General features: G+C 60.1%; 22 protein-coding genes and 1 tRNA gene. 11 read left to right on the forward strand and 12 right to left on the reverse strand.

What is annotated here, in order from left to right:
* Positions 1-13: 13 nt before the first annotated feature.
* The 4 genes from NW808_RS05755 to groES form a co-directional block, all read right to left on the reverse strand.
* Positions 14-1,177 carry a GuaB3 family IMP dehydrogenase-related protein gene (locus tag NW808_RS05755; RefSeq protein ID WP_414410903.1) on the reverse strand — a complete coding sequence of 388 codons (1,164 nt, stop codon included), beginning with the start codon at positions 1,175-1,177 and terminating at the stop codon, positions 14-16.
* 27 nt (positions 1,178-1,204) lie between these two features.
* Positions 1,205-2,041 carry a DUF429 domain-containing protein gene (locus NW808_RS05760; protein WP_414420583.1) on the reverse strand — a complete coding sequence of 279 codons (837 nt, stop codon included), beginning with the start codon at positions 2,039-2,041 and terminating at the stop codon, positions 1,205-1,207.
* A 136-nt stretch (positions 2,042-2,177) separates the two neighbouring features.
* Positions 2,178-3,812 (reverse strand): chaperonin GroEL, encoded by a 1,635-nt coding sequence (gene groL / locus NW808_RS05765; RefSeq protein ID WP_414393817.1) that lies wholly within the window; start codon positions 3,810-3,812, stop codon positions 2,178-2,180.
* Positions 3,813-3,902: 90 nt separating this feature from the next.
* Positions 3,903-4,214, reverse strand: coding sequence for a co-chaperone GroES (groES, locus tag NW808_RS05770; protein ID WP_414393818.1), 312 nt, complete (start codon positions 4,212-4,214; stop codon positions 3,903-3,905).
* A 210-nt stretch (positions 4,215-4,424) separates the two neighbouring features.
* On the opposite strand from groES, the gene NW808_RS05775 reads away from it, so the two are divergent.
* Positions 4,425-5,237, forward strand: coding sequence for a PhzF family phenazine biosynthesis protein (locus tag NW808_RS05775; RefSeq protein WP_414420584.1), 813 nt, complete (start codon positions 4,425-4,427; stop codon positions 5,235-5,237).
* 52 nt (positions 5,238-5,289) lie between these two features.
* Here NW808_RS05775 and NW808_RS05780 read toward each other — a convergent pair whose 3' ends face one another.
* Together NW808_RS05780 and NW808_RS05785 are read right to left on the reverse strand one after the other, a co-directional pair.
* Positions 5,290-6,273 carry an apocytochrome f gene (locus NW808_RS05780; RefSeq protein WP_414393822.1) on the reverse strand — a complete coding sequence of 328 codons (984 nt, stop codon included), beginning with the start codon at positions 6,271-6,273 and terminating at the stop codon, positions 5,290-5,292.
* Between the two features lie 153 nt (positions 6,274-6,426).
* Positions 6,427-6,945, reverse strand: a complete 519-nt coding sequence (locus NW808_RS05785) for a cytochrome b6-f complex iron-sulfur subunit (protein ID WP_414420680.1) — start codon at positions 6,943-6,945, stop codon at positions 6,427-6,429.
* Between the two features lie 138 nt (positions 6,946-7,083).
* On the opposite strand from NW808_RS05785, the gene NW808_RS05790 reads away from it, so the two are divergent.
* Positions 7,084-7,401 carry a DUF3067 family protein gene (locus NW808_RS05790; protein WP_414420681.1) on the forward strand — a complete coding sequence of 106 codons (318 nt, stop codon included), beginning with the start codon at positions 7,084-7,086 and terminating at the stop codon, positions 7,399-7,401.
* Positions 7,402-7,464: 63 nt separating this feature from the next.
* Here NW808_RS05790 and NW808_RS05795 read toward each other — a convergent pair whose 3' ends face one another.
* On the reverse strand, positions 7,465-8,706 hold the full coding sequence (locus NW808_RS05795) for an ATP-binding protein (RefSeq protein WP_414420585.1): 1,242 nt from the start codon (positions 8,704-8,706) through the stop codon (positions 7,465-7,467).
* Between the two features lie 249 nt (positions 8,707-8,955).
* Between NW808_RS05795 and lepA the strand changes: the two genes are divergently transcribed.
* From lepA to NW808_RS05820, 5 genes are all read left to right on the forward strand, one after another.
* Positions 8,956-10,767, forward strand: coding sequence for a translation elongation factor 4 (lepA, locus tag NW808_RS05800; protein WP_414393826.1), 1,812 nt, complete (start codon positions 8,956-8,958; stop codon positions 10,765-10,767).
* Entirely contained in the window at positions 10,760-11,401 is a 642-nt protein-coding gene (gene yqeK / locus NW808_RS05805; RefSeq protein WP_414412142.1) for a bis(5'-nucleosyl)-tetraphosphatase (symmetrical) YqeK, read from the forward strand. The genes lepA and yqeK overlap by 8 nt, the downstream gene beginning before the upstream one ends.
* Positions 11,402-11,413: 12 nt before the next feature.
* Positions 11,414-11,785, forward strand: a complete 372-nt coding sequence (rsfS, locus tag NW808_RS05810; RefSeq protein WP_414393830.1) for a ribosome silencing factor — start codon at positions 11,414-11,416, stop codon at positions 11,783-11,785.
* A 435-nt stretch (positions 11,786-12,220) separates the two neighbouring features.
* A complete protein-coding gene (locus tag NW808_RS05815; protein ID WP_414420586.1) occupies positions 12,221-12,541 on the forward strand; it encodes a hypothetical protein in 321 nt (106 codons plus the stop codon).
* Positions 12,542-12,578: 37 nt separating this feature from the next.
* Positions 12,579-13,490 carry a histone deacetylase gene (locus NW808_RS05820; RefSeq protein ID WP_414420587.1) on the forward strand — a complete coding sequence of 304 codons (912 nt, stop codon included), beginning with the start codon at positions 12,579-12,581 and terminating at the stop codon, positions 13,488-13,490.
* Here the strand turns inward: NW808_RS05820 and NW808_RS05825 are convergent.
* The 5 genes from NW808_RS05825 to sppA all read right to left on the reverse strand — a co-directional run bounded on the left by NW808_RS05825 (position 13,487) and on the right by sppA (position 18,658).
* Positions 13,487-14,638 carry an NAD-dependent epimerase/dehydratase family protein gene (locus tag NW808_RS05825; RefSeq protein WP_414393836.1) on the reverse strand — a complete coding sequence of 384 codons (1,152 nt, stop codon included), beginning with the start codon at positions 14,636-14,638 and terminating at the stop codon, positions 13,487-13,489. The genes NW808_RS05820 and NW808_RS05825 overlap by 4 nt on opposite strands.
* 86 nt (positions 14,639-14,724) lie before the next feature.
* Complete coding sequence (locus NW808_RS05830) at positions 14,725-15,663, reverse strand: spermidine synthase (protein WP_414420588.1); 939 nt, start codon at positions 15,661-15,663, stop codon at positions 14,725-14,727.
* Positions 15,664-15,690: 27 nt separating this feature from the next.
* Positions 15,691-16,149 carry an adenosylmethionine decarboxylase gene (gene speD / locus NW808_RS05835; protein ID WP_414393840.1) on the reverse strand — a complete coding sequence of 153 codons (459 nt, stop codon included), beginning with the start codon at positions 16,147-16,149 and terminating at the stop codon, positions 15,691-15,693.
* Between the two features lie 225 nt (positions 16,150-16,374).
* Positions 16,375-17,601, reverse strand: a complete 1,227-nt coding sequence (gene alr / locus NW808_RS05840; protein WP_414420589.1) for an alanine racemase — start codon at positions 17,599-17,601, stop codon at positions 16,375-16,377.
* A gap of 31 nt (positions 17,602-17,632) precedes the next feature.
* Entirely contained in the window at positions 17,633-18,658 is a 1,026-nt protein-coding gene (gene sppA / locus NW808_RS05845; RefSeq protein WP_414420590.1) for a signal peptide peptidase SppA, read from the reverse strand.
* A 372-nt stretch (positions 18,659-19,030) separates the two neighbouring features.
* On the opposite strand from sppA, the gene NW808_RS05850 reads away from it, so the two are divergent.
* The 4 genes from NW808_RS05850 (at position 19,031) to NW808_RS05865 (ending at position 24,139) form a co-directional block, all read left to right on the forward strand.
* Positions 19,031-19,103: transfer RNA gene (locus NW808_RS05850), tRNA-Ala, on the forward strand.
* Between the two features lie 174 nt (positions 19,104-19,277).
* Positions 19,278-20,468 (forward strand): hypothetical protein, encoded by a 1,191-nt coding sequence (locus NW808_RS05855; RefSeq protein ID WP_414420591.1) that lies wholly within the window; start codon positions 19,278-19,280, stop codon positions 20,466-20,468.
* A gap of 41 nt (positions 20,469-20,509) precedes the next feature.
* Positions 20,510-22,903 carry a primosomal protein N' gene (gene priA, locus NW808_RS05860; RefSeq protein WP_414420682.1) on the forward strand — a complete coding sequence of 798 codons (2,394 nt, stop codon included), beginning with the start codon at positions 20,510-20,512 and terminating at the stop codon, positions 22,901-22,903.
* Between the two features lie 153 nt (positions 22,904-23,056).
* The gene (locus NW808_RS05865; RefSeq protein ID WP_414393849.1) at positions 23,057-24,139 is read left to right on the forward strand and encodes an isocitrate/isopropylmalate dehydrogenase family protein; all 1,083 of its coding nucleotides are present in this window, start codon (positions 23,057-23,059) and stop codon (positions 24,137-24,139) included.
* Positions 24,140-24,149: the final 10 nt, after the last annotated feature.

The following is a 24,149-nucleotide window of genomic DNA, read 5'->3' on the forward strand; positions in this document are numbered from 1 at the left end:
GCATTGGCGGGCGCTATCTCCCCATGCCCAGGCTCTGGGCTTTCTGGTACACCTTGCCCTCGGTGAGCAGGGAAGGGGCAATGCAGATCTCCACCTGCTGCATTTCCTTGAGGTTGGCAGCGCCCAGGGTAGCCATGCTGGTGCGCAGAGCACCCCAGAGGTTGTGGGTGCCGTCATCGAGGCGGGCGGGGCCGCACAAGATTTCTTCCAGGGTGCCGGTGCATCCCACGCGGATGCGGGTGCCGCGGGGCAAGACGGGGCTAGGAGTGGCCATACCCCAGTGAAAGCCGCGACCGGGCGCCTCATAGGCGCGGGCCAAAGGGGATCCGATCATCACTGCATCGGCCCCACAGGCAATGGCTTTGCAAATGTCACCCCCGGTAACCAGGCCGCCGTCGGCGATGATGGGAACGTAGGTGCCGGTTTCGGCCAGGAACTGGTCGCGGGCGGCAGCACAGTCGGCAATCGCGGTAGCCTGTGGCACCCCCACCCCCAGCACGCCGCGGGAGGTGCAAGCGGCCCCCGGGCCGATGCCCACCAGGACCCCCGCTGCTCCTGCTTGCATTAGCTCTAGGGCCACCTCGTAGGTGACGCAGTTGCCCACCACTACGGGAATGGGCATAGAGCGGCAGAACTGGGCCAAATCGAGCTTTTGCATGCCCTCAGGCACCTTGTGGTGGACGGAAACCACAGTGGCCTGGACGAAAAACAGATCCCCCCCCGCTTCCGCGACCAGGGGGCCGTATTGGGCAGCGTGGGCGGGCACACAGCTAGCGGCAGCAATGGCGCCGGCAGCTTTGATCTGGCGAATGCGCTCTTGGATTAGCTCTGGCTTGACCGGCTCGCTGTAGAGGCGCTGCATCAGGGGGACGAACTCGTCTTTGCCAACGGCGGCAATCTGCTCCAGCACCTCGTCGGGATCCGCGTAGCGAGTTTGGATCCCGTCTAGGTTCAGCACTCCAAAAGCCCCCAGCTTGGAGAGCAAAATCGCCATCTTGACATCCACCACGCCATCCATGGCGCTGGCAATGATGGGGATGGGTCGTTGGATCCCTCCTATAGTGAAGTGGGTATCCACCAGGCTGGGATCCAGGGTTCGCCTGCCCGGCACCAGCGCAATCTCATCCAGTCCGTAAGCCCGTCTTGCCTGTCGATTGCGGCCCAGTTGGACGTTCATTTCTTTCCTCTTTAGCAAGAGGATCCCTTAATTAATCATGCCGCCAAGGAGGTCTCTAAAGCCAGAGAAAGTTTTGGGGTCGACTAGCCTCTTGGGCAGGGGTGTGAAGATGTGCCCTTCCTGCAGACTTCCGAAGCTGTGGCAGCGCTGGGATCCCCAGCGGAAGCCGTAGAGGGCGATGTAGGCGCACATCAAGGCATCGACTTGGTCTTCGTAGTTTTTGAGCTGGCGGCCTCTAAGGGATCCCACCTCCACTTGGAGCAGGGGCTCGTGGCCCTGCAGAGAGGGATCGGTGCTGGCCAAGGCGCGCAGATGTTGCTGGTACAGCCGCCAGGCCTGTTCTCGCTCCTGCCAGCTGCGGCGGGGACGCGCCTTGTAGGGGAGGCTGCGGCTAAGGCCAAACAGGCTCACGATGGCACTGTGGGGGAAGACTTCAGTAACCTGACGGGCCAAGCGCCCCTGCTCGATGCTGGCCTGCTCCTGAAAGCCATAGCGGGCGAGGGCTTGCACCAGCGCTTCTCCTCGCACCTGGCCATTTCTTTCCAGAAGCCGGCGGTTGGCCGGGTGAGCGCCAGCAGCGTAGGGTCGAAACACACGGTTGAGCTCGGCTTCTGCCTGCCGCTGGCCCCTCAAGTTAGGAACGCGCAAGGGGGCATCCACTGCCACCAGGCAGGGATCCCCTCTAGCTTGGGCTTGGATGTAGTCCACAATTTCCTCATTGGTCCCCAGGAGGCGGCTGTCCAGCAGGCAGCCTGTCAGGTTTTGAATGGCGGGATCCCGAATCTCCACCTCCAGCGTCGCCACCCCCGAAGGGTTGCGGGCTGACCAGGCCAGATCTAGGCCAATGCAGACTAACCGTGCCACGCTGCCTTCTCCTCTGGGCCCCCTGGGAGAAGGAAAAGGGATCCCACCTGGGATCCCAAAAGCAGTCAGCTTTGCCCTGGCAAGGCAGCAGACTCTCTGCTAACTGGAGAAGCTGCCGCCTCTTCGGGCCGGAGGATTAGTAGTCGTAGTCATCCGCGCCGCCGCCACCGCCAGCTGGCTTGTTGTTCTTGGGTTCGGGCTTGTCCACCACAATAGCTTCGGTGGTGAGCACCATGCCGGCAATCGAGGCAGCGTTTTGCAGGGCAGAGCGGGTGACTTTGGCTGGGTCAACGATACCCGCTTCGAACATATCCACATAGGCGTCGTTTTGGGCATCGTAACCCACCGTGAAGGGCTTCTCTTTCACCCGCTCCAGCACAATCGAGCCGTTCTGGCCGGCGTTCTCGGCAATGCGGCGCAGCGGAGCGCCCAGAGCACGGGCCACCAGCATAGCCCCCACCAGCTCATCGCCAGACAGGTTGGCCTGCGCCCACTCCGTAACCACCGGGATTAGGTGGGCCAAGGTGGTGCCGCCGCCGGGGACGATCCCCTCTTCTACTGCCGCCTTGGTGGCGTTGATGGCATCTTCCAGGCGCAGCTTGCGATCCTTCATTTCCGTTTCGGTGGCCGCGCCCACTTTAATCACCGCCACACCGCCAGCTAGCTTGGCCAGGCGCTCTTGCAGTTTTTCTTTGTCGTAGGTGGAGTCGGTCTCTTCAATTTGGCGACGGATTTGCTCGCAACGGGCTTTCACCGCCGCTTCGTTGCCCTCCGCCACAATGGTGGTGTGGTCTTTGGTTACCGTGACGCGGCGAGCCGAGCCAAAGGACTCAAGACGCGCATTCTCCAGCTTCAGGCCGCGCTCCTCGCTAATCACTTCGCCGCCGGTGAGGATGGCGATGTCCTCCAGCATGGCCTTGCGGCGATCCCCAAAGCCGGGCGCTTTCACCGCCACCACGCTCAGCACGCCCCGCAGCTTGTTCACCACCAAGGTGGCCAGGGCTTCCTTCTCAATGTCTTCGGCAATGATCAGCAGCGGACGACCGGCGCGGGCCACTTGCTCCAGAACCGGCACCAGGTCTTGCACCAGGGTAATCTTCTTGTCGGTGATCAGGACGTAGGGGTTCTCCAGAACCGCCTCCATCCGCTCCGTGTCAGTGACGAAGTAGGGGGAGATGTAGCCTTTGTCAAAGCGCATCCCCTCCGTCACTTCCAGCTCGGTGGTCATGGACTTGCCTTCTTCTAGGGAGATCACCCCCTCGCGGCCCACTTTTTCCATGGCCTCGGCAATCATGCGGCCCACTTCCTCATCGTTGCCAGCGGAAATGGCCGCCACCTGGGCAATGGCTTTGGAGTCTTCTACTGGGCGGGCATGTTCAGCAATTTTGTCCACTAGGAACTTCACCGCCTTGTCAATGCCGCGCTTGAGGGCAATGGGGTTGGCGCCAGCAGCCACGTTCTTGAGCCCTTCTTTCACCATGGCGTGGGCCAAGACCGTAGCTGTAGTGGTGCCGTCGCCAGCGATGTCGTTGGTTTTAGAGGCAGCTTGACGGATGAGAGAAACTCCCGTGTTTTCAATGTGGTCTTCCAGCTCAATTTCTTTGGCAATGGTTACCCCATCGTTAACAATCTGGGGTGCGCCAAATTTTTTCTCCAGCACCACGTTGCGCCCTTTGGGGCCAAGGGTAACGGCTACGGCCTCTGCCAAAATGTCCATGCCGTGTTCAAGAGCGCGACGGGCTTCTTCGCTGAAAATAATCGACTTAGCCATAGTCAACCTCCAACGGTCAGCCAACGAAGGATAAGCTAGAAGCTAGCAGCAGTTGGTCTCTTTTACAGCACTTGCTGCCTCTTGCTAGAACTACTGAACAATGGCAAGGATGTCCCGCTCAGCTAGCAGCACATACTCCTCGGTACCCAGCTTCACCTCCGTGCCGGCGTACTTGGAGTAGAGCACTCTGTCGCCTACTTTCAGCTCTATTGGAATAACCTTGCCATCGTCATTGCGCTTGCCAGGACCGACCGCAACCACTTCCCCTACTTGGGGTTTCTCTTTGGCAGTGTCAGGCAAAAAGATCCCGCCTGCGGTTTTCTCATCCTGCTGAGCAACTTTCACCAGCACACGGTCGCCCAGCGGCTTTAGCGTAGAGACGTTCAGCGTTACTGCAGCCATACCAAGTGTCCTCCGTGATGCCTATGGCAGGAAGTCAAAGGGTGATTGAGGAGTCAACTAAACTTGCATCCGTTGAGGCTTTAGCACTCTCGGCTTCCGAGTGCTAGTTTATCAGTCAGCTCTGCAGCCTGACAATAGCTGCAACGACAGACGAGGCGGTTGGGTGTGGATCTCCCGACTTCCTCTGCGCCTTTTGGGGGAGGAGAGGCGGTGCGAATTCCCTTGTTTCAGGTGGATGCCTTTACGGCAGTGCCCTTTAGGGGCAATCCGGCAGCGGTTTGCTTGCTGTCCCAGGAGCTGCCGCAGGAGCTGTTGCAGGCAATTGCGGCAGAGAACAATCTGTCGGAAACAGCTTTTTTGCTGCCCCAGGGATCCTGGGATGGCCTCCCCCACTACAGCCTGCGCTGGTTTACCCCCACAACGGAAGTGGATCTCTGTGGGCACGCCACCCTAGCTGCTGCCCATGTGCTCTTGAGCGAAGTTCACCCAGAAGCTCAGGAGGTGGCCTTCTCCACCCGCAGTGGCCAGGTGTTGGTGCGGCGGCAAGGAAAGCGGCTAGCGATGGATTTCCCCTCCCAGACTCCCCAACCTTGGCTGGAAGCGCAAGAACAGGTGGCGGCGGCCTTGGGGATCCCTCCTCTAGAGTTGTACCGCGGCAGCATGGGGGTAGCGGTGCTGGCTTCGGCGCAGCAGGTGCGGCAAGTCCAGCCGAATTGGGCTCAGGTGGAGGCGCTCCCTGTCTCCGGGTTAATCGTTACCGCTGCCGGAGCAGATTCAGAGGAGGGAGCGGATTTTGTTTGCCGCGTTTTCGCCCCCCGCTTGGGGATTCCGGAGGATCCCGTAACCGGCTCTGCCCAGTGTCTGTTGGCGCCTTATTGGTCGGAGCGGCTGGGTCGAACTGAGCTCAGGGTGCGGCAGCTCTCGACGCGGGGGGGTGAGCTCTGGTGTCGCTATCTCGGCGCTCGGGTGGAGATTGCCGGGCAGGCAGTGCTGGTGATGGTGGGAGAGCTGAGGATTCCTTAGAAAAAACACCCCGGCTGGTTCCGGGGTGCTGGGAATAATGGGAAGGGTGGGGCTAGCCCAAAAGTTCTGCCGCCTGAATAAGTTCCACTTGCTTTTTCTTGAGTACCAAGAGGAGCTGAGTGATAGCCACTGCCGCCAGGAAGGCCACCATCCACTTCACCCGATCCGGGCTCTGCAGCACCAGATCCCGCTCCACTTGGCCAAAGCCGCCCACGTTGGGGTTGTTGGTAACCGGATCCCCTTCTTTGACGCTGTCGCCAATGTTAACCACCAACTCCGGCCCCGGCGGCACCACCAGATGCTGGATACCGTTCTCAGTTTCGAAGCTGAGCACTCGCGTGCCTGGCAACTCGTATTCGGGTGGCACCAGGGCGGCCAGCTCTGCCGGCAGGTCGCTAAGATCCGACTCGATAGTGGCGATGCTGGTCAGGCGGCCGGTGGCGGGAGCGCGGAAGACGTTGTTGTTGCTGAGGCTGCCATCGGGGTTGATCTGGCCACGGCCCCGGTTGGCGCCAATGTAAACCCGATATTTCATGAAAGCCACTGAGGGATCCTCTTTCGGGTCAGGGGCTACCACCGGGAAGACGATTTCCTGGTGCTGCTCACCGGGCAACGGCCCCACCAGGAGGATGTTGGGCTTCTGGTCACTGTAGGGAGTGATGTAGGTCTCAGCGGTCTCCTGCCGCTGCTTTTCGGTCATTTCCTCCTCGGTGGCCAGGCGGAAGCCCTCTGGCAAGATCACCACCGCGCCAACATTCAAGCCGCCCTTGCTGCCATCTGCTAGCACCTGCTGCTTGCTTAGGTCGTAGGGAATCCCAACTTTAATGGTGAACACCTGACCGGGGGTAACCGCCTGCGGCACTTCAGCCCGGACAGGCATGGCGTTCAGGTGGCAGTTGGCGCAGACAATTTTCCCCGTTGCCTCGCGGGGGTTATCGTAGGCCATCTGGGCATAGTAGGGGTAGGCTGCTGCTGGCGGAGATGCTACGACCATTAGCAGCAGCGCACACAAGGCCAAGAAAAAAATTCGCTTCATAAGCTCAACTCAAAATTGCAATTCCAATCTGCAAAAGCTCTGCAAAAGCTTTTTGCGCCCTCTCCTCGAGAGCCTGTGGACGCTCCGGCTAAGACCAACGCCGTGCCCTCTTCAGGCTTTCCTCTCGCCACCGCCAGCCCTGCAATGGCGCGTTTAGGCCTCGCGGAAATCGGGGCCCTGCCAGGGGCTAAAGCGAATGTTGTCGCCGTCCACCGTGACGCTGACTAGCTCCAACGAACGGGGAGCCGGTCCCCGAATCACCTTGCCATTGGCTGCATATTGGGATCCGTGACAGGGGCACTTGAAGAGGTTTTCTCCTGCATTCCAGGGCACCACGCAGCCGAGGTGGGTGCAGACGGCGTTGAGGCCGTAGTTAGCCACCGCTCCATTGTCGATCACGATGTAGGTGGGATCCCCTTTCAAGCCCTGGGCCAGGACGCGGTCCGTAGCCGCGTGGGTAGCTAGCAGCTCGCTGACGCGAATTGGCCTGCCGAGGGCATCTTGGGCAATTACCCCCTCCCCTGTCCCACCGGCAGAGGGAGGAATGAAATACTTCACCACCGGGTAGAGGGCACCCACGACCACCACCCCCACCGAGCCGCTGAGAAGGGCGTTCAAGAGAACCCGCCGGCTCATGGGGGGCGCCTCAAGGTTGCTCATCGCTTCGGTCATAATGGTCAGGAAAGCCTGAGAAGTTTTAACGTTCGTTGACAAACGACACCATCCTAACCGAGCCCCCTAGCCAATTTCATTAAGAAATGCAAAGCTAGGAGCAGCTCGAGGGGGAGGCCGATGCATCCAAGCCAACCTATGAGGGGATCCGAGTTGCAAGCTTTGCTGCGGGAGAAGTGGGGCTGCTCCTACGACGTGCAGCTGCGCCGCTTGGGGGGTAGGGTGGTGTTGTTGGTGATGTGGCGCTACCTAGAGCAGCCCTCTTTCCCCTTGACGGAAGTCGAGTATCTGGCTCGCCTGGAGTCGGTGATGGCCCATCTGCAGGCTTGGGGTGTGTGGGAAACGGTGCGGCGAGAAATTGAGGCTACCCGCCAGAAACCTCGCATAGGCAAGGCGGTGGCCATTCCTCTGAATTTGCAAGGGGTGGGAGAGCGGGCCTGCGAGTGGCTGCTGTAGCCCGGATCTTCCTTGCAAGGCAGTTTGCAATCGCGGCAACGGAAAAAATCCACCGGCTTGGGGCTATCCAACTTCCACCAGGCCGGCCTGCAGGGCCTGCAAAAACTGGCGGGCGGTGCGACCGGAGAAGCCGTTCTGCTGCTGAGCCCAGATCAGCGCTTGGCGGCGCAAGGTATCTAAAGGCTGAGAGAGGCCCAGCCGCTGCGCCAAGTGTTCCACCGTAGCCAGATAGTCGGCTTGGCTAAAAGGGGCAAAGGTAAGGGTAAGGCCAAAGCGATCCCGCAGCGACAGCTTTTCCTGCACCGTATCCCAGGCGTGGATCTCTTGATCTTGGGGGTTGGGACGATCGCCAAAAAACTCGCGGATAAGGTGGCGGCGGTTGCTGGTGGCATAGAGGCGCACATTGGGCGGCGGTGGAACAAGATCTCCCTCCAAGAGCACTTTGAGCTGCTTAAACTCGGTTTCGTCCGCCTCAAAGGAGAGATCGTCTACAAATAAGACAAAGGGCAGCGCCTGCTGTCGCAGCTCCGCCAAGATCTCCGGCAACTGCATCAAGTCTCTGGGTCTTAGCTCCAGTAGGCGCAGTCCCTGCGGGCCGTAGCGGCGCAACAACGCCTTCACCAGCGAAGACTTGCCGGTGCCCCGCGCTCCGTAGAGCAACACATGCAAAGCCGGATCCCCCCGCAGCAGCGCTTCGGTGTTGGCGGCCAGCTGCTGTTTCTGCTGTTCGTAGCCGTAAATCTCTTCCCATTCGGGCAAGTCGGGAGCAGGGATCCCTTCTAGCCCTGCTGGCCCCCAGCGAAAGGCCCAATAGCGGCCACAGAGCCCTGCCCCTGCTTGGCGGTAGTGGGCAATCAAGGCCTCCAGGCTCTGGCCCCAATCGGCCAAGGGGCGAGGATCCCAGCCAGAGCTGCTGCTGTTTTCATCTGGCCAGGAGATCCCTAGGCCCAGCGCCTGCATTTGCTCGGCGATCGTCTCCTGGCTATTGGCTAGGATTTGCAGGCAACGGAGATCGTGGCGGGCCGCTTGCAGAAGGGGTGCTGGGATCCCTTGCGGTTGCAGCGCCGCCCGCGAGAAAGGGTTATCGGCCCAGCGGATCTCCCGGATCAGCCACTCCCGCCAGCTCAAGCCCTGCTGGGCCAAAAGCTCAAACCAACGCCCATAGGCTCTCCAGCAGGGCAAGGGATCCCCGCTCATCAACTGCTGAATGAGCTCCTGCCAGGCTAGGGCCAGGGGATGGGCGCAGATGTCCCGAAACACCAGCAGCCTAGCCGCCGCTTCCGCCGCTTCTTCTAGGGGAGTCATTACGGCCCGCTACCCCAAGCCTTGCGCCAAGAGGGCTGCCTCCAAGTAGCGCGAAGGGGCACCCTACTACCTACTATGCAACAAACCTTAACCCTGGTTTGTCAGCTAGCCTTCACCCCCACCCAGGTGGCTAAGCCCTGCTTGCGCCAGGAGTGCGGGCCACAGTGGTCGACTGCTGGATAAGCTTGGCTTAGCTAGAGGGACAAACAAGCTAGCATTGTAAAAAATCTTTGCCCTGACTGGGTTTCTATGACTGACGTCCCCGTCTCCCGCATTCGCAACTTTTCCATCATTGCTCACATTGATCACGGCAAGTCTACCCTTGCCGACCGGCTGCTGGAGGCAACCGGCACCGTCTCAGCCCGCGAGATGAAGCCGCAGCTTCTAGACAGCATGGAACTGGAGCGGGAGCGGGGCATCACCATCAAGCTACAGGCGGCCCGCATGAACTACCGTGCCCAAGACGGCCAGGACTATGTCCTCAACCTCATCGATACGCCAGGGCATGTGGATTTTTCCTACGAGGTCTCCCGCTCGCTGGCTGCCTGTGAAGGGGCGCTGTTGGTGGTGGATGCTTCTCAAGGTGTGGAAGCCCAAACCCTGGCCAATGTTTACCTGGCTTTGGAGAACAACCTGGAAATTATCCCCGTCATTAACAAAATTGACTTGCCTAGCGCCGACCCCGAGCGAGTCATTGCCGAGATCGAGCAGGTGATCGGCCTTGACTGCAGCGGGGCAATCCTAGCCTCTGCCAAAGTGGGCCTCGGTATCTCAGAGATTCTCGAGGCTATTGTGCAGCGGGTACCGCCGCCGCAGGATACGGTAGCGGATCCCTTGCGGGCTTTGATCTTCGATAGCTACTACGATCCCTACCGGGGTGTGATTGTCTATGTGCGCATTGTGGATGGGGAGGTGAAAAGGGGGGACAAGATTTGCTTCATGGCCTCTGGCCGGGAGTACGAGGTTACTGAGCTGGGAGTGATGCGCCCCCACCAAGAGCCGGTTGAGTCTCTCCACGCCGGGGAAGTGGGCTACATTGCCGCTGCCATCAAGAGTGTTGAGCACGCCCGCGTGGGGGACACCATCACCCTCGTTCATCGCAGGGCTCCCGAGCCTCTGCCCGGCTACAAAGAAGCCAAGCCAATGGTGTTCTGCGGACTTTTCCCCAGCAACTCGGATCAGTACGCCGAACTCAAAGAGGCCTTGGAAAAGCTGAAGCTCAACGATGCCGCTCTCCACTTTGAGCCGGAAGTCTCCCCTGCCATGGGCTTTGGCTTCCGCTGTGGTTTCTTGGGCCTCCTCCATATGGAGGTGGTTCAGGAGCGGCTAGAGCGGGAGTACGACCTGGACCTGGTGATTACAGCCCCAACGGTGGTTTATCAAGTTACCCTCAACAATGGCTCGGTGCTCCGGGTTGATAACCCCAGCAAGCTGCCTCCTCCCAACGAGCGCCTTAGCATTGAGGAGCCCATTGTCCGCGTGGAGATGATTTTGCCGGAGGAATTCGTTGGCGCGGTGATGGAGCTGTGCGAGACTAAGCGCGGCATCTTTAAGGATATGAGGTATCTGGCTCAGGGCCGCACGACGCTGGTGTACGAATTGCCTCTGGCGGAAGTGATCACTGACTTTTTTGACCAGTTGAAATCTCGCACCCGCGGCTACGCCAGCATGGACTACCAAATGGTGGGCTATCGGGCTGACGATCTGGTGCGCTTGGATATCCTCATCAATGGCGAGCCGGTGGACGCTCTCTCCACGATTGTGCATCGGGACAAAGCCTTTCAGGTGGGCCGGTCTCTAGTGGCTAAGTTGCGCGAGCTCATCCCACGCCACCAGTTTGAGGTGCCCATCCAAGCGGCGATTGGCTCGCGCGTCATTGCCCGCGAAACTATCCCTGCGCTGCGCAAAAATGTTTTGGCCAAGTGCTACGGGGGAGACGTAACTCGCAAGCGCAAGCTGCTGGAAAAGCAAAAAGAAGGGAAAAAGCGCATGAAGGCACTGGGAACAGTGGATGTGCCCCAAGAGGCGTTTATGGCAGTGTTGAAGTTGCAAAATGACTAACCTAGCCTTGCGGCGCGAGGAGGTGTTGGCCTGGCTGCAGGAGCGGGTGCCTCCTCCCCGCCTGCGCCACATCTTGGGAGTCGAGGCAATGGCCCGGCAACTGGCGGCTCACTACGGATTGGATGAGGAGAAAGCCGCTTGGGCAGGTCTGATGCACGACTTAGCTAAGTCTTTCCCGGCGGAGCAACTGTTGCAGCGGGTAGCTCGGGAGCGGGAGCTAGACGAGATTGAACGGGCTGAGCCCCACATCCTCCACGCCGAGGTGGGCTCCCTGTTGGCGCGGGAACAGTTTCAGGTGCAGGATGCGGAGATCTTGGCGGCCATCGCCAACCACACCCTAGGCCAGCCCGGCATGGATCCGCTTAGTTGTGTGGTTTTTGTAGCCGATGCTCTGGAACCCAACCGCGGCAGCAGCCCAGAGCTGGAGCAGTTGCGACGCCTGGCTTTTGTAGATTTATCTAAAGCTGTGGTGGGAGTTTGCGATCTAAGCCTGAGATTTTTGCTAAACCGGAATCAGGTGGTTCATCCACGCACCCTCATGACTCGCAATTATTTCCTGCTCCATCCTTTGGATCAAAAGGATTTCCAGAGGTCTGCGTCTCCAGTTCTTTCCGTCGTTTCAGGAGGGTCTTAGTTGCTACAGCTCATGCCTGCCCGTGCCAGGGATCCCGTCTATCGCATGGCGCTGAGTGCAGCTCGCGCAGCGGAAGAAAAAAAAGGTGGCGACATTGTCCTGCTGGATGTATCTCGGGTTTCCACACTGGCAGACTACTTTCTTCTAGTCAGTGGCTACTCGCTGACGCAAGTGCGCGCCATTGCCCAGGCAATTGAGGAAAGGCTTTGGGAGGAGTGGCAACGGACACCGCAGCGCATTGAAGGTCAAGACTCAGGCTCGTGGATCCTCATTGACTACGCCGATCTCATCGTCCACGTGATGATGCAAAACGAAAGGGAGTACTACGACCTGGAGTCTTTTTGGATCCAAGCCGAACGGGTTGAGTTGCCTTTAGCCGGCTAGATCCCTAGCTCTGCGGGTCGACCTTTCAGACTAGGGCTTTGCCGGTTTTCCCTAGTCGGCTGTCAAGAAATATGTGAAGCACGTAAAGTTTTTAATAGTTCCACAGTTTCCTACATAGTTGCGTGCTAGCATAAACGCCGAGGAGTAGTAAGACCCTTGTTTCCAGGTGCAGAAGAGTTTCTATAGTCTTTGTTAAAGTTCCCACTCTGCACTTTCCAAAACGCCGATAATTTCCCGCTGGCGGTAATGCCAGCAGGAGCACAAGGTTAATAATTGACGACAGCTTCTCGCTAGCGGGGGGCTGATCTGTCTTTGGCTTGAATGTCAAGCCTTTAGGGGAAAGTCCAGTGGCAAGAGCAGGGGAGAAGTAGGAGCTAGTGCCCTTTGTTTAATGCTTGTTTAAAAGCGGCCGAGATTCTTAGGAGGGAAGTTCTGATGGAAAAAATGTTGGTGAATATCATCGAGTACCTTGCATTGGCAGAACTGGAAACTTTACTCTGCACCGAGCACCCCCACCAGCAAGTGTTTCATGACGCCAAGGAGCGGGAATCCCTGCTGCAGCAGATTCTCAACCGGGTTCCCCCTGCTTATAGGTTGCTGCCTGCCGATGAATGCCCTAGCCGCGACCAGCTTAGCCCCTCAGAACTGGAGTTGCTCCGCTCGGTGGTGCGGGATGTGGTCAAGCAGAAGCTGCAACAGGACTCTTTTGAAGATCCCTACGTGGGAGCAGCGATGTCGGAGGTGTTCTACGGGTAGAAGGAGGGTTAGCTACACTGCGAAGGCGCTGCCTTAAATGCTGCCCGTTTACTATTCCGAAACTTTTCTTAGCCACAATACAGGTCCCTTTCATCCGGAACGCCCGGCCCGCTTGCAAGCTATTTTCAAAGCCCTGCACAAGGCTCCCTTTGCCAACCAACTGGAGTGGCGGGATCCCCCCTTGGCTGAGCTGGGGGAGCTGGAGCGGGTCCACTCGCCTCGGCATATCCAACAGGTGGCCGAGCTGGCGGCAGCAGGTGGGGGTTACCTTGATGCCGATACAGTTGTCTCTCCAGGCAGCTTTGAAGCAGCGCGGCGGGCAGTGGGCGGCTGGATTGCTGCAGCGGCCTCGGCTTTGGCCACAGGACAGCCAGCTTTGGTGCTGTGTCGTCCGCCTGGGCATCACGCTGAGCCGGAGCGGGCAATGGGGTTTTGCCTCTTCAGTAACGCCGCCATCGCCGCCCTGTGGGCACTAGAGCAGTCAGGGGTCAGGCAGGTAGCCATTTTTGATTGGGACGTACACCACGGCAACGGCACCCAGGCGGTGGTGGAGCGCCATCCCCAACTGGCCTATGCCTCCATCCACCAGTTTCCTCTCTACCCCGGCACAGGACTGGCCGAGGAAACCGGGATCCACGGCAACCTCTGCAACGTACCTCTGCCTGCAGGATCCGACTGGTCGGCCTACGAAAAAGCTTTGCAGGAGAAGGTTCTGCCTTTCCTAAAAGCCTTTCAGCCCGATTTGCTGCTGGTGAGTGCCGGCTTTGACTGTGCCAAAGGGGATCCCTTGGCCGATATGCTGCTAGAGCCGGAAGACTTTGGTCGCATGACCCGTCTTTGCTTGAAAGAGGTAACCTCTAAGGCTGTCTTTGGCCTAGAAGGGGGGTATAACCTGGAAAACTTGGCCCGCGGCTGGCTAAGTGTAGCCCAGGCCTGTCTAGAAGGCTAGCCTCTCCACTTCACCTTAGGTAGAATCTGCCGCACATCCACCCGGTCCTTGTACTTGAGGGCGAAGTTAAGCAGCGAATCCAGCAGCGAATCCGACAGGTAGTGAGGCTGAAGGCCCAGATCTAGAAGCTTGGTGTTCTTGGCGTTGTAGTAGTGCTCTTCCAGCTCAACGCGGGGGTTCTCCAGGTGTTGGATTTCCACCTTCAAGCCCATGGCAGCCGCAGCCTTTTGCACCATCACTGCTAGCTGCTCCACACTAAATTGTTCAGTGAACTGGTTCATCACCCGGAACTGGCCTGGCTCAGGAGGATTGGCGATGGCCAGCTCCACACAACGCACGGTGTCGCGAATATCCAAGAAGCCGCGCGTCTGGCCTCCTTTGCCGTAGACTGTTAGCGGATGGCCGACTGCTGCCTGAACACAGAAGCGGTTGAGGGCTGTGCCAAACACGCCATCGTAGTCGAGGCGGTTGATCAGGACCTCGTCCATGCCTGTTTCTTCCGTGAGCACGCCATACACCACCCCTTGGTTCAGGTCGGTAGCCCGCAGGCCCCAGACGCGGCAAGCAAAGTGAATGTTGTGGCTGTCATGGACCTTGGAGAGGTGGTACATGGATCCCGGCTGCTTGGGATAGGGCAGGGTATCCTTGCGGCCGTTGTGCTCGATGGTGATGTATCCCTCCTCGATGTCAATGTTGGGAGTGCCGTACTCACCCATGGTGCCCAGCTTCACCAGGTGGCAGTCGGGAAATTCCTCCTTGATGGCATAGAGGATGTTGAGGGTGCCCACCACATTGTTGACCTGGGTCATCACCGCATGTTCGCGGCTAATCATCGAGAAGGGAGCAGAGCGCTGCTCGCCAAAGTGCACAATAGCCTCTGGCTCAAAGCGGCGCATGCAGGAAATTAGGGCTTGGTAGTTAGTAACATCGCAAACAAAGATGGGAATATCCTTGCCAGTCAGCCCCTTCCAGCGATCCACCCGCTGCTCAAGCTGGGCAATGGGTGTCAGACTAGAAACTCCCAGTTGCAGATCCCAAAGCCGGCGGATATACGAGTCGAGGATGGCCACCTCGTAGCCCCTGTTGGATAGGTACAGGGCCGTTGCCCAGCCACAGTATCCGTCACCACCAATAACTAAAACTCTCATTGGGGAAGCGGAATTCGCCTGTTCACGAATCTACCAAGTTATGGCACCAAAGACAAATACCTCAGGAGCCCATTTTTACCAGCGACTTAGTCGACCTGAGGAGGGTTGTCTAGGGTGTAGACGGTGGTCTCAGCGGCAATGGCGCGGCGCACATAGACAGGAACCTGGTAAAGGCCCAGGAGGGCAGTGCCATCGAGGAAGCGCAGTTCCCCTCGACTGGGATCCAAGTGCTGAGCCAGAAGCTGGTCGATCTGTTCCGGCTCCGGCCTGGAGGGGATAGGAGCCTGAGCTGCTAGGGCAAATCCAAGAGGCCCGCCGTAGGTGGTGGCGTAGATGGCGTAGGGCTGCACAGCAGCAAACACGGTTTTGAGGGTGTGAACGATGCGGGTGTGCTGCTCCAACTCCAAGGGGCTTGTCGGCCCAGCCTGGAGGGCAAAAGCTCCACCGGGCTGCAACTTGGAGCGGATCTGGCAGAAAAACTCCTGGGTAAAGAGGCGGGCGGCAGGGCCAGCTTCCACAGGATCCGAAAGATCGGAGAGGATGACGTCCCAAACCGGCTCTGTCTCCTGGAGAAAGTCGAAAGCGTCGGCAATCACTACCTGCGCCCGCGGGTCCTCAAAGGCCCCCTGGTGCATTTCTGGCAAGTGTTCCCGACAGGCCTCCACCACCTCTCCGTCGATGTCCACCATCACCGCCTGCTCCACCGAGCGCCAGCGCAGCACCTCCCGCAGCGTTGCCCCTTCCGCTCCCCCCAGTACAAGCACGCGCCGAGGGATCCCACCCCCCTGGACAACTTGGAGAAGGGCGGGATGGACGAGCGCCTCATGGTAAAGGAACTCGTCCAGCGTGGTGGACTGCCAATGCCCATCCAGCATCAAGCCCTTGCCATAGGCCCCCATCTCAGCAATCAGCATTTCCTGAAAGGGGGTCTTTCGGTAGGCCAGGACGCGTGTAATAGCAAAGGCAGTGTAGCTCCAGGGGGTAAAGTACTCCTGGGCCCAGAAGAAGTTCCTTGGTAGGTTCATGGGTAGCTTGGCAAAGGTGGTGCAATCTCAGCGCCTTCGTCTAGCTGTTTCACAACTAACTGCCTCAGGCAAGGGCGTCACTTCCTCAAGGGACGCCGGCTCCGTGGTTCGGCGAGGCAGCTTGCGCAGCGAATGCCGTCGCGCTTGAAAGACCTCAATCAAATATTCACAGGCTGCTTCAGGCCGCGTATGGCGCCCGCAGGTAAACACATCCACCGCCGCATAACCCACTTCAGGCCAGGTGTGGATGGAGATGTGGGATTCTCCTAAGAGGGCCAGCGCCGTGATCCCCTGCGGCTCAAAGGGATGGTAAAGCTCACCCAAAAGGGTGGAGTTGGAGCGTCTTGCCGCCTCCCGCAAGGCTTGCTGCACCAGGGAGACATCATCCAAGAGGTGGGCCGGGCAGTCGTACAGCTCTAGGATGCAGTGGATCCCGATTAGAGCCAGAGACCTATCCCCTAATTGGCCAGATAGCGTGTGTACCATACTATCCCCTAATTGGCCAGATAGACGACAAGAGCCGTGCAAGCAAAAGCACAGTTTTCTAATTGTCTCACAAATTGAGGCAGATTACAAGGAGCAGCGGCTTTCTTCTGGCCTTTCGAGCAAGGGACGTGAGTTCTTCAAACCAGAGGAAAAGAAGCAAGCTCAGGAAAAAGCCCCAGGGGACGGGAATTCTCTAACTGGTGGGAGCTTGCGCCAGTGGCAGGCTCAGGCGTTGACTAGCACCCTTGGCAGGCGAGCAGAAAGCCCGCAAAGCAACTCGTAGGGGATAGTGCCCAGCTGATCGGCCCAGTTTTGGATCGATAAGCCCATGCTTCCCAGATGGGGGCCCAACAGCTCCACCACGTCTCCCACCTGGATATCCGGCCTCTCGGTAACGTCCCACATGCACTGATCCATGGTGATGGTGCCCACCTGCTGGATCAGGCCGCCACGCACCCACCCTCGCAGCCAGCCGGAAAGCCGCCTTGGGATCCCATCGGCATAGCCAATGGCCAGAGTGGCAATGCGGCTGGGACGGCGGGTGATGTAGCGATGGCCGTAGCTGACACCCGTGTGGGCAGGCACCGTTTGAATGTGGGTCAGCCGCGCTTTAAGGCGCAGGATGGGTCTAAGCCCAGGCACCTGCAGGTGAGGAGCAGGAGACAAGCCGTAGAGGACTAGCCCCAGCCGCACGCGGGAGTAGTGAAGGCGGGTGAGGGCGGCGGCGGAGTTATCCAGATGCAACGGCGGCAAGGGATCCCCAGCCTGGCGGATCTGCTCTACCACCTGGGCAAAACGGGCCTCTTGCTGGGCCATTGCCGGCGAGTTGGGCTCGTCTGCCGTTGCAAAGTGGGAGAATAGGCTACAGATCTCTAGCTCAGGGATCCGGCAGATCTGCCTCCAGACGGCGGCAGCCTCCTGCCAAGGGATCCCCAGGCGGGTCATGCCGGTATCGACATTAACGTGGACTGGAACGGGCCGCCCGGCCCAGGAGGCCACCTGGCGCAGCAGGGGGATCTGCTCGGCGCGGGTAAGGCTAATCTCCAGCCGCGCTGCCATGGCCTGCTGGAGCTCCGCCCAGGTATTCAAAGCGCCCAGGATCAGGATCGGCGCCTGTAGGCCTGTCTGGCGCAGCTCGATCCCTTCGGCCAGCGTAGCCACGCATAGCCCCTTGGCCCCAGCAGCCACCAGCAGAGGAGCCACTAGCTGAGCTCCATGGCCGTAGGCATTGGCCTTGACCACCGCCCAGATCTCGACGTTTGGGCCTAGGCGGGCTTGCAACAGCCTTAGGTTTTCTCGCAACTGGGCTGCGTCAATTTCCACCCACGCGCGGCTGGTTAGCAGCTCTAGCTCCGGGTTAAACGCCGTCCAGGAGTCTGTCCTTGCTCCCGGCGCCGCAACCGCGGTCAAAGCAGAAGCGTCGCCCAACGTGGACACTTCTTGTTGATCCACAACTCACCCTCACACCCGGCCAAGGTTAGATTTAGCGCAAAGTCCAGGCCGGCGCCATCCACAACAGCGGCAGCTCTGGGATCCCGCCAGCCTCCTCGTCTCCCAGCAGTTGACCCAGCCAGAAGCTTTGCCCTGCTGGAGGCAGCCCTTGGCTCAATAGCCGCTGCAGGGCGCGTTGGAACGGGTCTCTGGTTGCCGGCGACAGAGAGGGATCCCCGGTCATCCGCCGCAGATCCTCCACGGCTTCGGTATACCCCCCCAAGGCGTCCACTAGGCCCAGCTCCACCGCCTGCGCTCCGGTGAAGAGGCGCCCATCGGCCAACTGGCGCAGTCGCACCTCATCCAAACTCTGCCGCCGCGCAATCATCTCCGCATCCAGCACCTCTTCCGCCCCTTTTTCCGGCAAGTGCTGGCGCCCGCGGGCCACATCGCGAATAAACTGGTCGAGGGTATTCTCCACCAGCTCTTGCAGCAGGCGCCGCTCTTGGGGAGTGGCAGGGCGAAAGGGGGAGAGCATGTCCTTGTACTCACCGGTTTTGAAGGTCTGCGGCTCTATGCCGTAAGTGTCGAGCAGCTTGCTAAAGTTAAGGCCTCTGATGAGTACCCCTAGGCTGCCAGTCAGGGTGCCGGGGTTGGCGTAGATTTTGTCGGCAGCACTGGCCACGTAGTAACCGCCGCTGGTGGCAATGTCCTCCAGGACGGCCACCACAGGCTTGCCGGCTTCGCGCAGGGTGGTAACGGCACGGTAGAGTTCCTGGCTGGATCCCACGGCCCCGCCTGGGCTGTTGATGCGCAGCAGGACAGCCTTGACAGCGCTATCGTCAACCGCTTCCCACAGCTGCTCTAAAGGGGAGGTGGGCAAGCCCACCAAGCTTGAGCGGCGCAAGCCGCCGATAGGACCCTCGAGAGCGACCACCTCGATGCGACTTGCCCCTTGAGGAGCTCCCCCTCGAGCCAACTCGGCTGCAGGGCGTCTACTGCCGACAAGGGCCGCAATTAGGCAAACCACCAGCAAAGCAGCCGCCAAAATGCGGTTCAACTGGCTTTCCTGAGTCACAACCCCCCCGCTGTCACTGACTTTGTTCTATCACCCAGCAGGCTTTTGTAGCGACTGCATCCCCACTGCTCTGCAGGCGAGCGAGGGGAAGGGCAGTGCAGACGGGGGAGGGTTGTAGTATACTTGCAGTTGTCACCTAGGTAGCCTACGGCAGGGTATTGCCAGGGCTAGAGCCTGGAGAAGTACGGGCGGCTGAGGGCCCCCACTGCGGACTAGGGGACTACGTAAAGTCTCTGGCAGGCGTGGGGTAGAGATCTTCCAAAGCTGGAGAGAGGTCAAAAGTAGCTGGTACCTTTGGTCAGCAAGGCCGCTTCTCTAGGCTAAAATTAGAAGTAAGGCTGTTGTCCACACTTCTAGCTTCTAGTGGGACTTGGGGCTTTAGCTCAGTTGGTAGAGCACTTCAATGGCATTGAAGGGGTCAGCGGTTCGAGTCCGCTAAGCTCCATGACAGTAGTTAGGCTGGGGAGTGAGGGAGTTAAGAGGAGCAGAAAGCTAGGGCAGCTGCTTTGCCTAGCTGGGAGCCAGAAGGCATGGAGCTCTGCTCGCTAGCTTGAACCCCCTAGAAAATCTCCCTATACTTCAAGAAGCCTCGTCATTACCTCCACTGCTTCCTCTCCCTATGCAGGTTCCCTCCTCAGGCAAGCTGGACCCTACCCTTCCCGAGGCACAGGCTGGCCGTTCGGTCAAGGACTCTGTCTCGGAACCGGATCCCAAGTCAGAGCAGCCTTCGGCCCTGTGGCAGCAGCAGTTGGAGGCCCGGCTGCTCAAAGCTGAAGCGGAACTGCAAGAGCGGCGCACCCTTCAGGAAAGCCTGCAGGCTGAGGTGCAAGCCCTGCGCACTCAGCTGCAGGAGCGGGAGCATGCTCTGCACCAGCTCCAGCAAACCTTGGCAGAGCAAAAGGTTCTGCTCTCGGAGCAAGAAGCTCAGCTGGCAGCACGACAACGACTCAACGAGCGGCAGCGCCAAGATATTGAGGCCCTGCAGGAGCAGCTTGAGCAGCTGCGGTTGGCCCATGCCCAGGAGCGCCGTCAGTGGGAACACCGTCAGCAGGAGCTCCAAGCCTCGCTAGTAGAAGCCCAGGATCTGGCCCAAAAACGGGTGGAGATGTTACAGCGTTTCAAGGCCGAGCTTTCTTTAGCCCGCACCCAACTGGCGGAAACGCAGGCAGAGCTGAGCAGACTGCGGGCTCTCTACAGCGAGCAGCAGGCAGCTTGGCAGGGAGAGCGGGAGCGCCTTGAGGCGCGGCTAGCGGGCTATGCGGAGACGGAAGCGGAAGCGCAGCAGCGCTGGCAAGAACAACGACAGGAATTGGAGGCAGCCCTCTCCCAAGCCCAGGCAGAGATTGCCCACTGGCAGGGGCAGTACGCCCAAGCTCAGCAGCGCATCGAGGCGTTGGAGCAGCAGCTTCAGGCGGCTTTGGATGAGCTTGCCGAGCAATCTGCCAAGCAATCGCAGCTACGCTCTGCCCAGGTGGCCATTGCCCATTTGCAAGAACAAGCCGAAGCCTTGGAGGCGCAGGTGAAGGCTTTGCAGGCAGAGCGAGAGGCTCTTTTAGAAGAGAACCGATCCCTGAAAGAGAAGTGCGAGCAGCAACAGATGCATGTGCTTAGCCTCAAGGCAGCCCTGGAGCGCAGGGGTCTAGAGATCCCAGCTCGGGTTGATGGGGTTGCCAAAGGGGCTGACACACCCAAGGGAGCGGAGTCTCCTGCTTCCCTCCAAGCCGCCAAGCCCGCGCTTCAGCCGCGACCCCTGCTGGCTCGGGCCGGGAAGCGGGCGGTAGATCTGCCGCGGTTTTTGTCCCGCCCGTGAGGGATCCCGTTTTGCAGTCCGCTCCTCCTCGCTGGTTGGAGGTGTGGGTGGATCATCCTCGTTTAGGAGGGTGCTTCATCTACCGTGTGCCGGAGGGATGGGAGCCAGAGGCCGGCGACCTCCTCAGCGTCCCCTTTGGCCAGCAGGTAGCGGGGGCAGTAGCCCTGGGCTGGCGTGCCGAGTTGCCGGCAGGGGTAGAGCCCCAGTCGGTGCGGACAATTGAGGCAGTGGTGGCCAAAGGGATCCTGCCCAAGGAGTTCTGGCCCCTGTTGCAGCGGGTAGCCGATTACTATCTCACCCCCCTGGCGCAGGTGGTGCGCACGGTCTTGCCCCCTGGCTTGCTTAGCCGCTCCCAGCGACGGATCCGCCTAGTTCGATCCCCGCAAGGGGAATGTTCGCCGGCTGCCCAGGCTTTGCTGCGGCTGCTCCAGGAAAAAGGGGGGGAGCTGTCTTGGCGCTACCTCCAGCAGCAGGTGCCCGGCGCCGAGCTGGCCCTGCGGGAGCTGCAGCGGCGGGGTTGGGTGGAAAGTTTCTGGCAGGAGCAGCAGGGGGGTAGGGTAAAAACCCAGCAGGCAGCCACCTTGGTAGAGGACTCGCTGGAGGGGCTGAGCTTGCCCCAGCAGAAAGCGCTGCAGATCCTCAAGCAAAAAGGGGGGGAGCTGCTGCTAGTCGAGTGGGAGCGTCTGGCGGGGGTGAGTCGGTCGGTGTTGCAGAGCCTGGCCCGCAAAGGCCGGGTGCACCTCTACGAGCGGCCCCTGCTGCGGCTGGGGGAGGCCGACCGGCCTGTGGAGCAAGATCGGCCCAAGCCTCTGACGCCAGCTCAGGCCGAGGCAGTGGCGGCCATTGGCCAAGCTCTGGGGCAAAACCAACGCTTTCTGCTGCACGGGGTCACCGGCTCGGGCAAGACGGAGGTGTACCTACAGGTCATTGCCCAGGTGCTGCAACAGGGACGGTCGGCCTTGGTGCTGGTGCCGGAGATTGGCCTTACCCCGCAACTGACGGATCGCTTTCGGGCGCGGCTGGGATCCCGCGTGTGGACCTACCACAGCGGCCTCTCGGCAGGGGAGCGCTACGACCTCTGGCGGCAGATGGTGATCTCTGTCCCCCAGGTAGTAATTGGCACGCGCTCGGCGGTGTTTGCCCCCTTGGCCAATCTTGGCCTGATTGTCTTGGACGAGGAGCACGACGACAGCTTCAAGCAGGATCAGCCCCAGCCCTGTTACCACGCTCGACAAGTGGCGGAGTGGCGGGCTGAGCTGGCCAACTGTCCCCTGGTCTTGGGCAGCGCCACACCCGCAGTGGAAACCTACGCCGCCCACCTCCAGGACCCGCAGCGCTGGGTTCGTCTGGCCCTGCCGCAGCGCATTCCTCAGGCGGGGATCCCGGCCACCCTGCCCCAGGTGGAGCTGGTGGACATGCGCCAAGAGCTGCAGGCGGGTAACCGCAGCATTCTTAGCCGTCGCCTGCAACAAGCCTTGCACGAGACTTTGAAGAGGGGGGAACAGGCCATCCTCTTTGTCCCCCGCCGCGGCTACAGCACCTTTGTTTTGTGCCGCAGTTGCGGCTTTGTCCTCACCTGCGCCCACTGCGACGTCTCCCTTACCGTTCACCTAGAGGGCGGGCAGGAGCTGCGCTGCCACTACTGCGGCGCCCGCCAACCCCACCCCCAGCGCTGCCCTGCCTGTGGTTCGCCCTACCTAAAGCACTTTGGTACCGGCACCCAGAAGGTGGTGGAGGTGCTGCAGCAGCACTGGCCGCAGCTAGGGATCCTGCGCTACGACAGCGATGCCACCCGCCGCAAGGGATCCCACCGCAACTTGCTGGAGCAGTTTCGCAGCGGCAAGGCTCAGGTGCTGGTGGGCACCCAGATGCTCACCAAGGGGCTGGACATTCCCCAGGTGACGCTGGTGGGGGTAGTGGCTGCCGACGGCCTATTGCACCAGCCTGACTACCGCGCTGGTGAACGCACCTTTCAACTGCTCACCCAAGTGGCGGGCCGAGCAGGACGGGGATCCCTGCCGGGCCAGGCCATTATCCAGACCTATTTGCCAGAGCACCCCATCTTGCAAGCGGTGCTGGCCCACGACTACGAGGGCTTTGTCCAGGCCGAGCTGCGCCAACGCCAAGAGGGGGGCTACCCTCCCTACCGAGCCCTGATCTTGATCCGCCTAAGCAGCACCTCCCTGGAGGCACTGGAGCGCTATTGCCAGCGCGTGGCCGAACGCCTGCAAGGGATCCCAGCCGAGATCCTAGGCCCAGGGCCAGCCCAAGTGGAACGGGTTGCCGGCCGCTACCGCTGGCAGATCCTGCTCAAACAGCTTCCCGGTCAGCCCTGGGATCGCGCCCAGATCGATGCCCACTTGCGCAGCGCCCTTGGACATATCCCCCAGGGGATCCGCGTCAGCCTCGATGTGGATCCGCTGCGGATCCTCTAGTTCTGTCCAGATTGGGAGGCTAAGGGTTAGCGGGGCAACATTCTCGGCCCCAATCTGTTCTATAGTCGTTTAAGCTTCGTTTAAGCTCAGGGGATCCCTGGCCGATTGCGGCCAAGGGGGCTCTTGTGGGGTGTCAACCAAGGAGAAGCACTTGTGGCCTATCGGGTAACGTTGATTCCTGGAGATGGCATTGGCCCGGAAGTAACCAAGGCGATGACCACGGTCTTGGAGGCCACCGGGGTGGAACTGGAGTGGATCCGGGTGGAAGCAGGGGTAGAGGTGATTGAGAAATACGGCACGCCTTTGCCGCCGCAGGTGTTGGAGTCCATCCGAGAAACCAAAGTGGCCATCAAAGGGCCCATTGGCACCCCTGTAGGCACGGGCTTTCGCTCCGTCAATGTAGCCATCCGCAAAGAGCTAGACCTCTACGCCAACCTGCGCCCGGCCAAATCTATCCCTGGCATCAAAAGCCCTTTTCAAAACATCGACCTAGTGGTGGTGCGGGAAAACACTGAAGATCTCTACGCCGGGATCGAGTTTGAAAGGGGGACCCCCGAAGCTGTGCAGGCGCGAGAGGAGATGATGCGCCTTTCCGGCAAGTTCATCCGCGAGGGATCGGCCATTGCCATCAAGCCCATCTCAGAGTTTGGCAGCCGCCGCATCGTCAAGTTTGCTTTCGAATATGCCCGCCAAAATGGCCGCAAAAAGGTAACGGCCGTTCACAAAGCCAACATCATGAAGTTTACCGACGGGCTGTTTTTGCAGGTGGCGCGGGAGGTGGCCCAGGAGTACCCCGACATCGAGTTTGAGGATCGCATCGTGGACAACATGTGCATGCAACTGATGCAAAAGCCGCAGCTCTACGATGTGCTGGTGCTCACCAACCTCTATGGGGACATCATCTCGGATCTGTGCGCTGGCATGATTGGCGGGCTGGGGGTGGCGCCGGGGGCCAACATTGGCGATGGCATCGCTGTCTTTGAGGCCATCCACGGCTCAGCACCCAAATATGCTGGTCAGAACAAGGTCAACCCCTCTGCCCTCATCCTCTCCGGGGCCATGATGCTGCGCTACCTAGGCGAGCGGGAAGCCGCCGCGAGGGTAGAAGCGGCAGTGCAGTCGGTCATTGCCGAAGGCAAATACGTCACCTATGACCTGGCCCAAGGGGAGCCTGTGGGCACTCAGGAGATGGCCGAGGCCATCGCCGCCCGCGTCCAGGAGCTCGCTCGCGTCTAAAGCCGCAGCT

The sequence above is a fragment of the Synechococcus sp. W70.1 genome, assembly GCF_047461515.1.
In the GTDB taxonomy this organism is placed as follows: Bacteria; Cyanobacteriota; Cyanobacteriia; order Thermostichales; family Thermostichaceae; genus Thermostichus.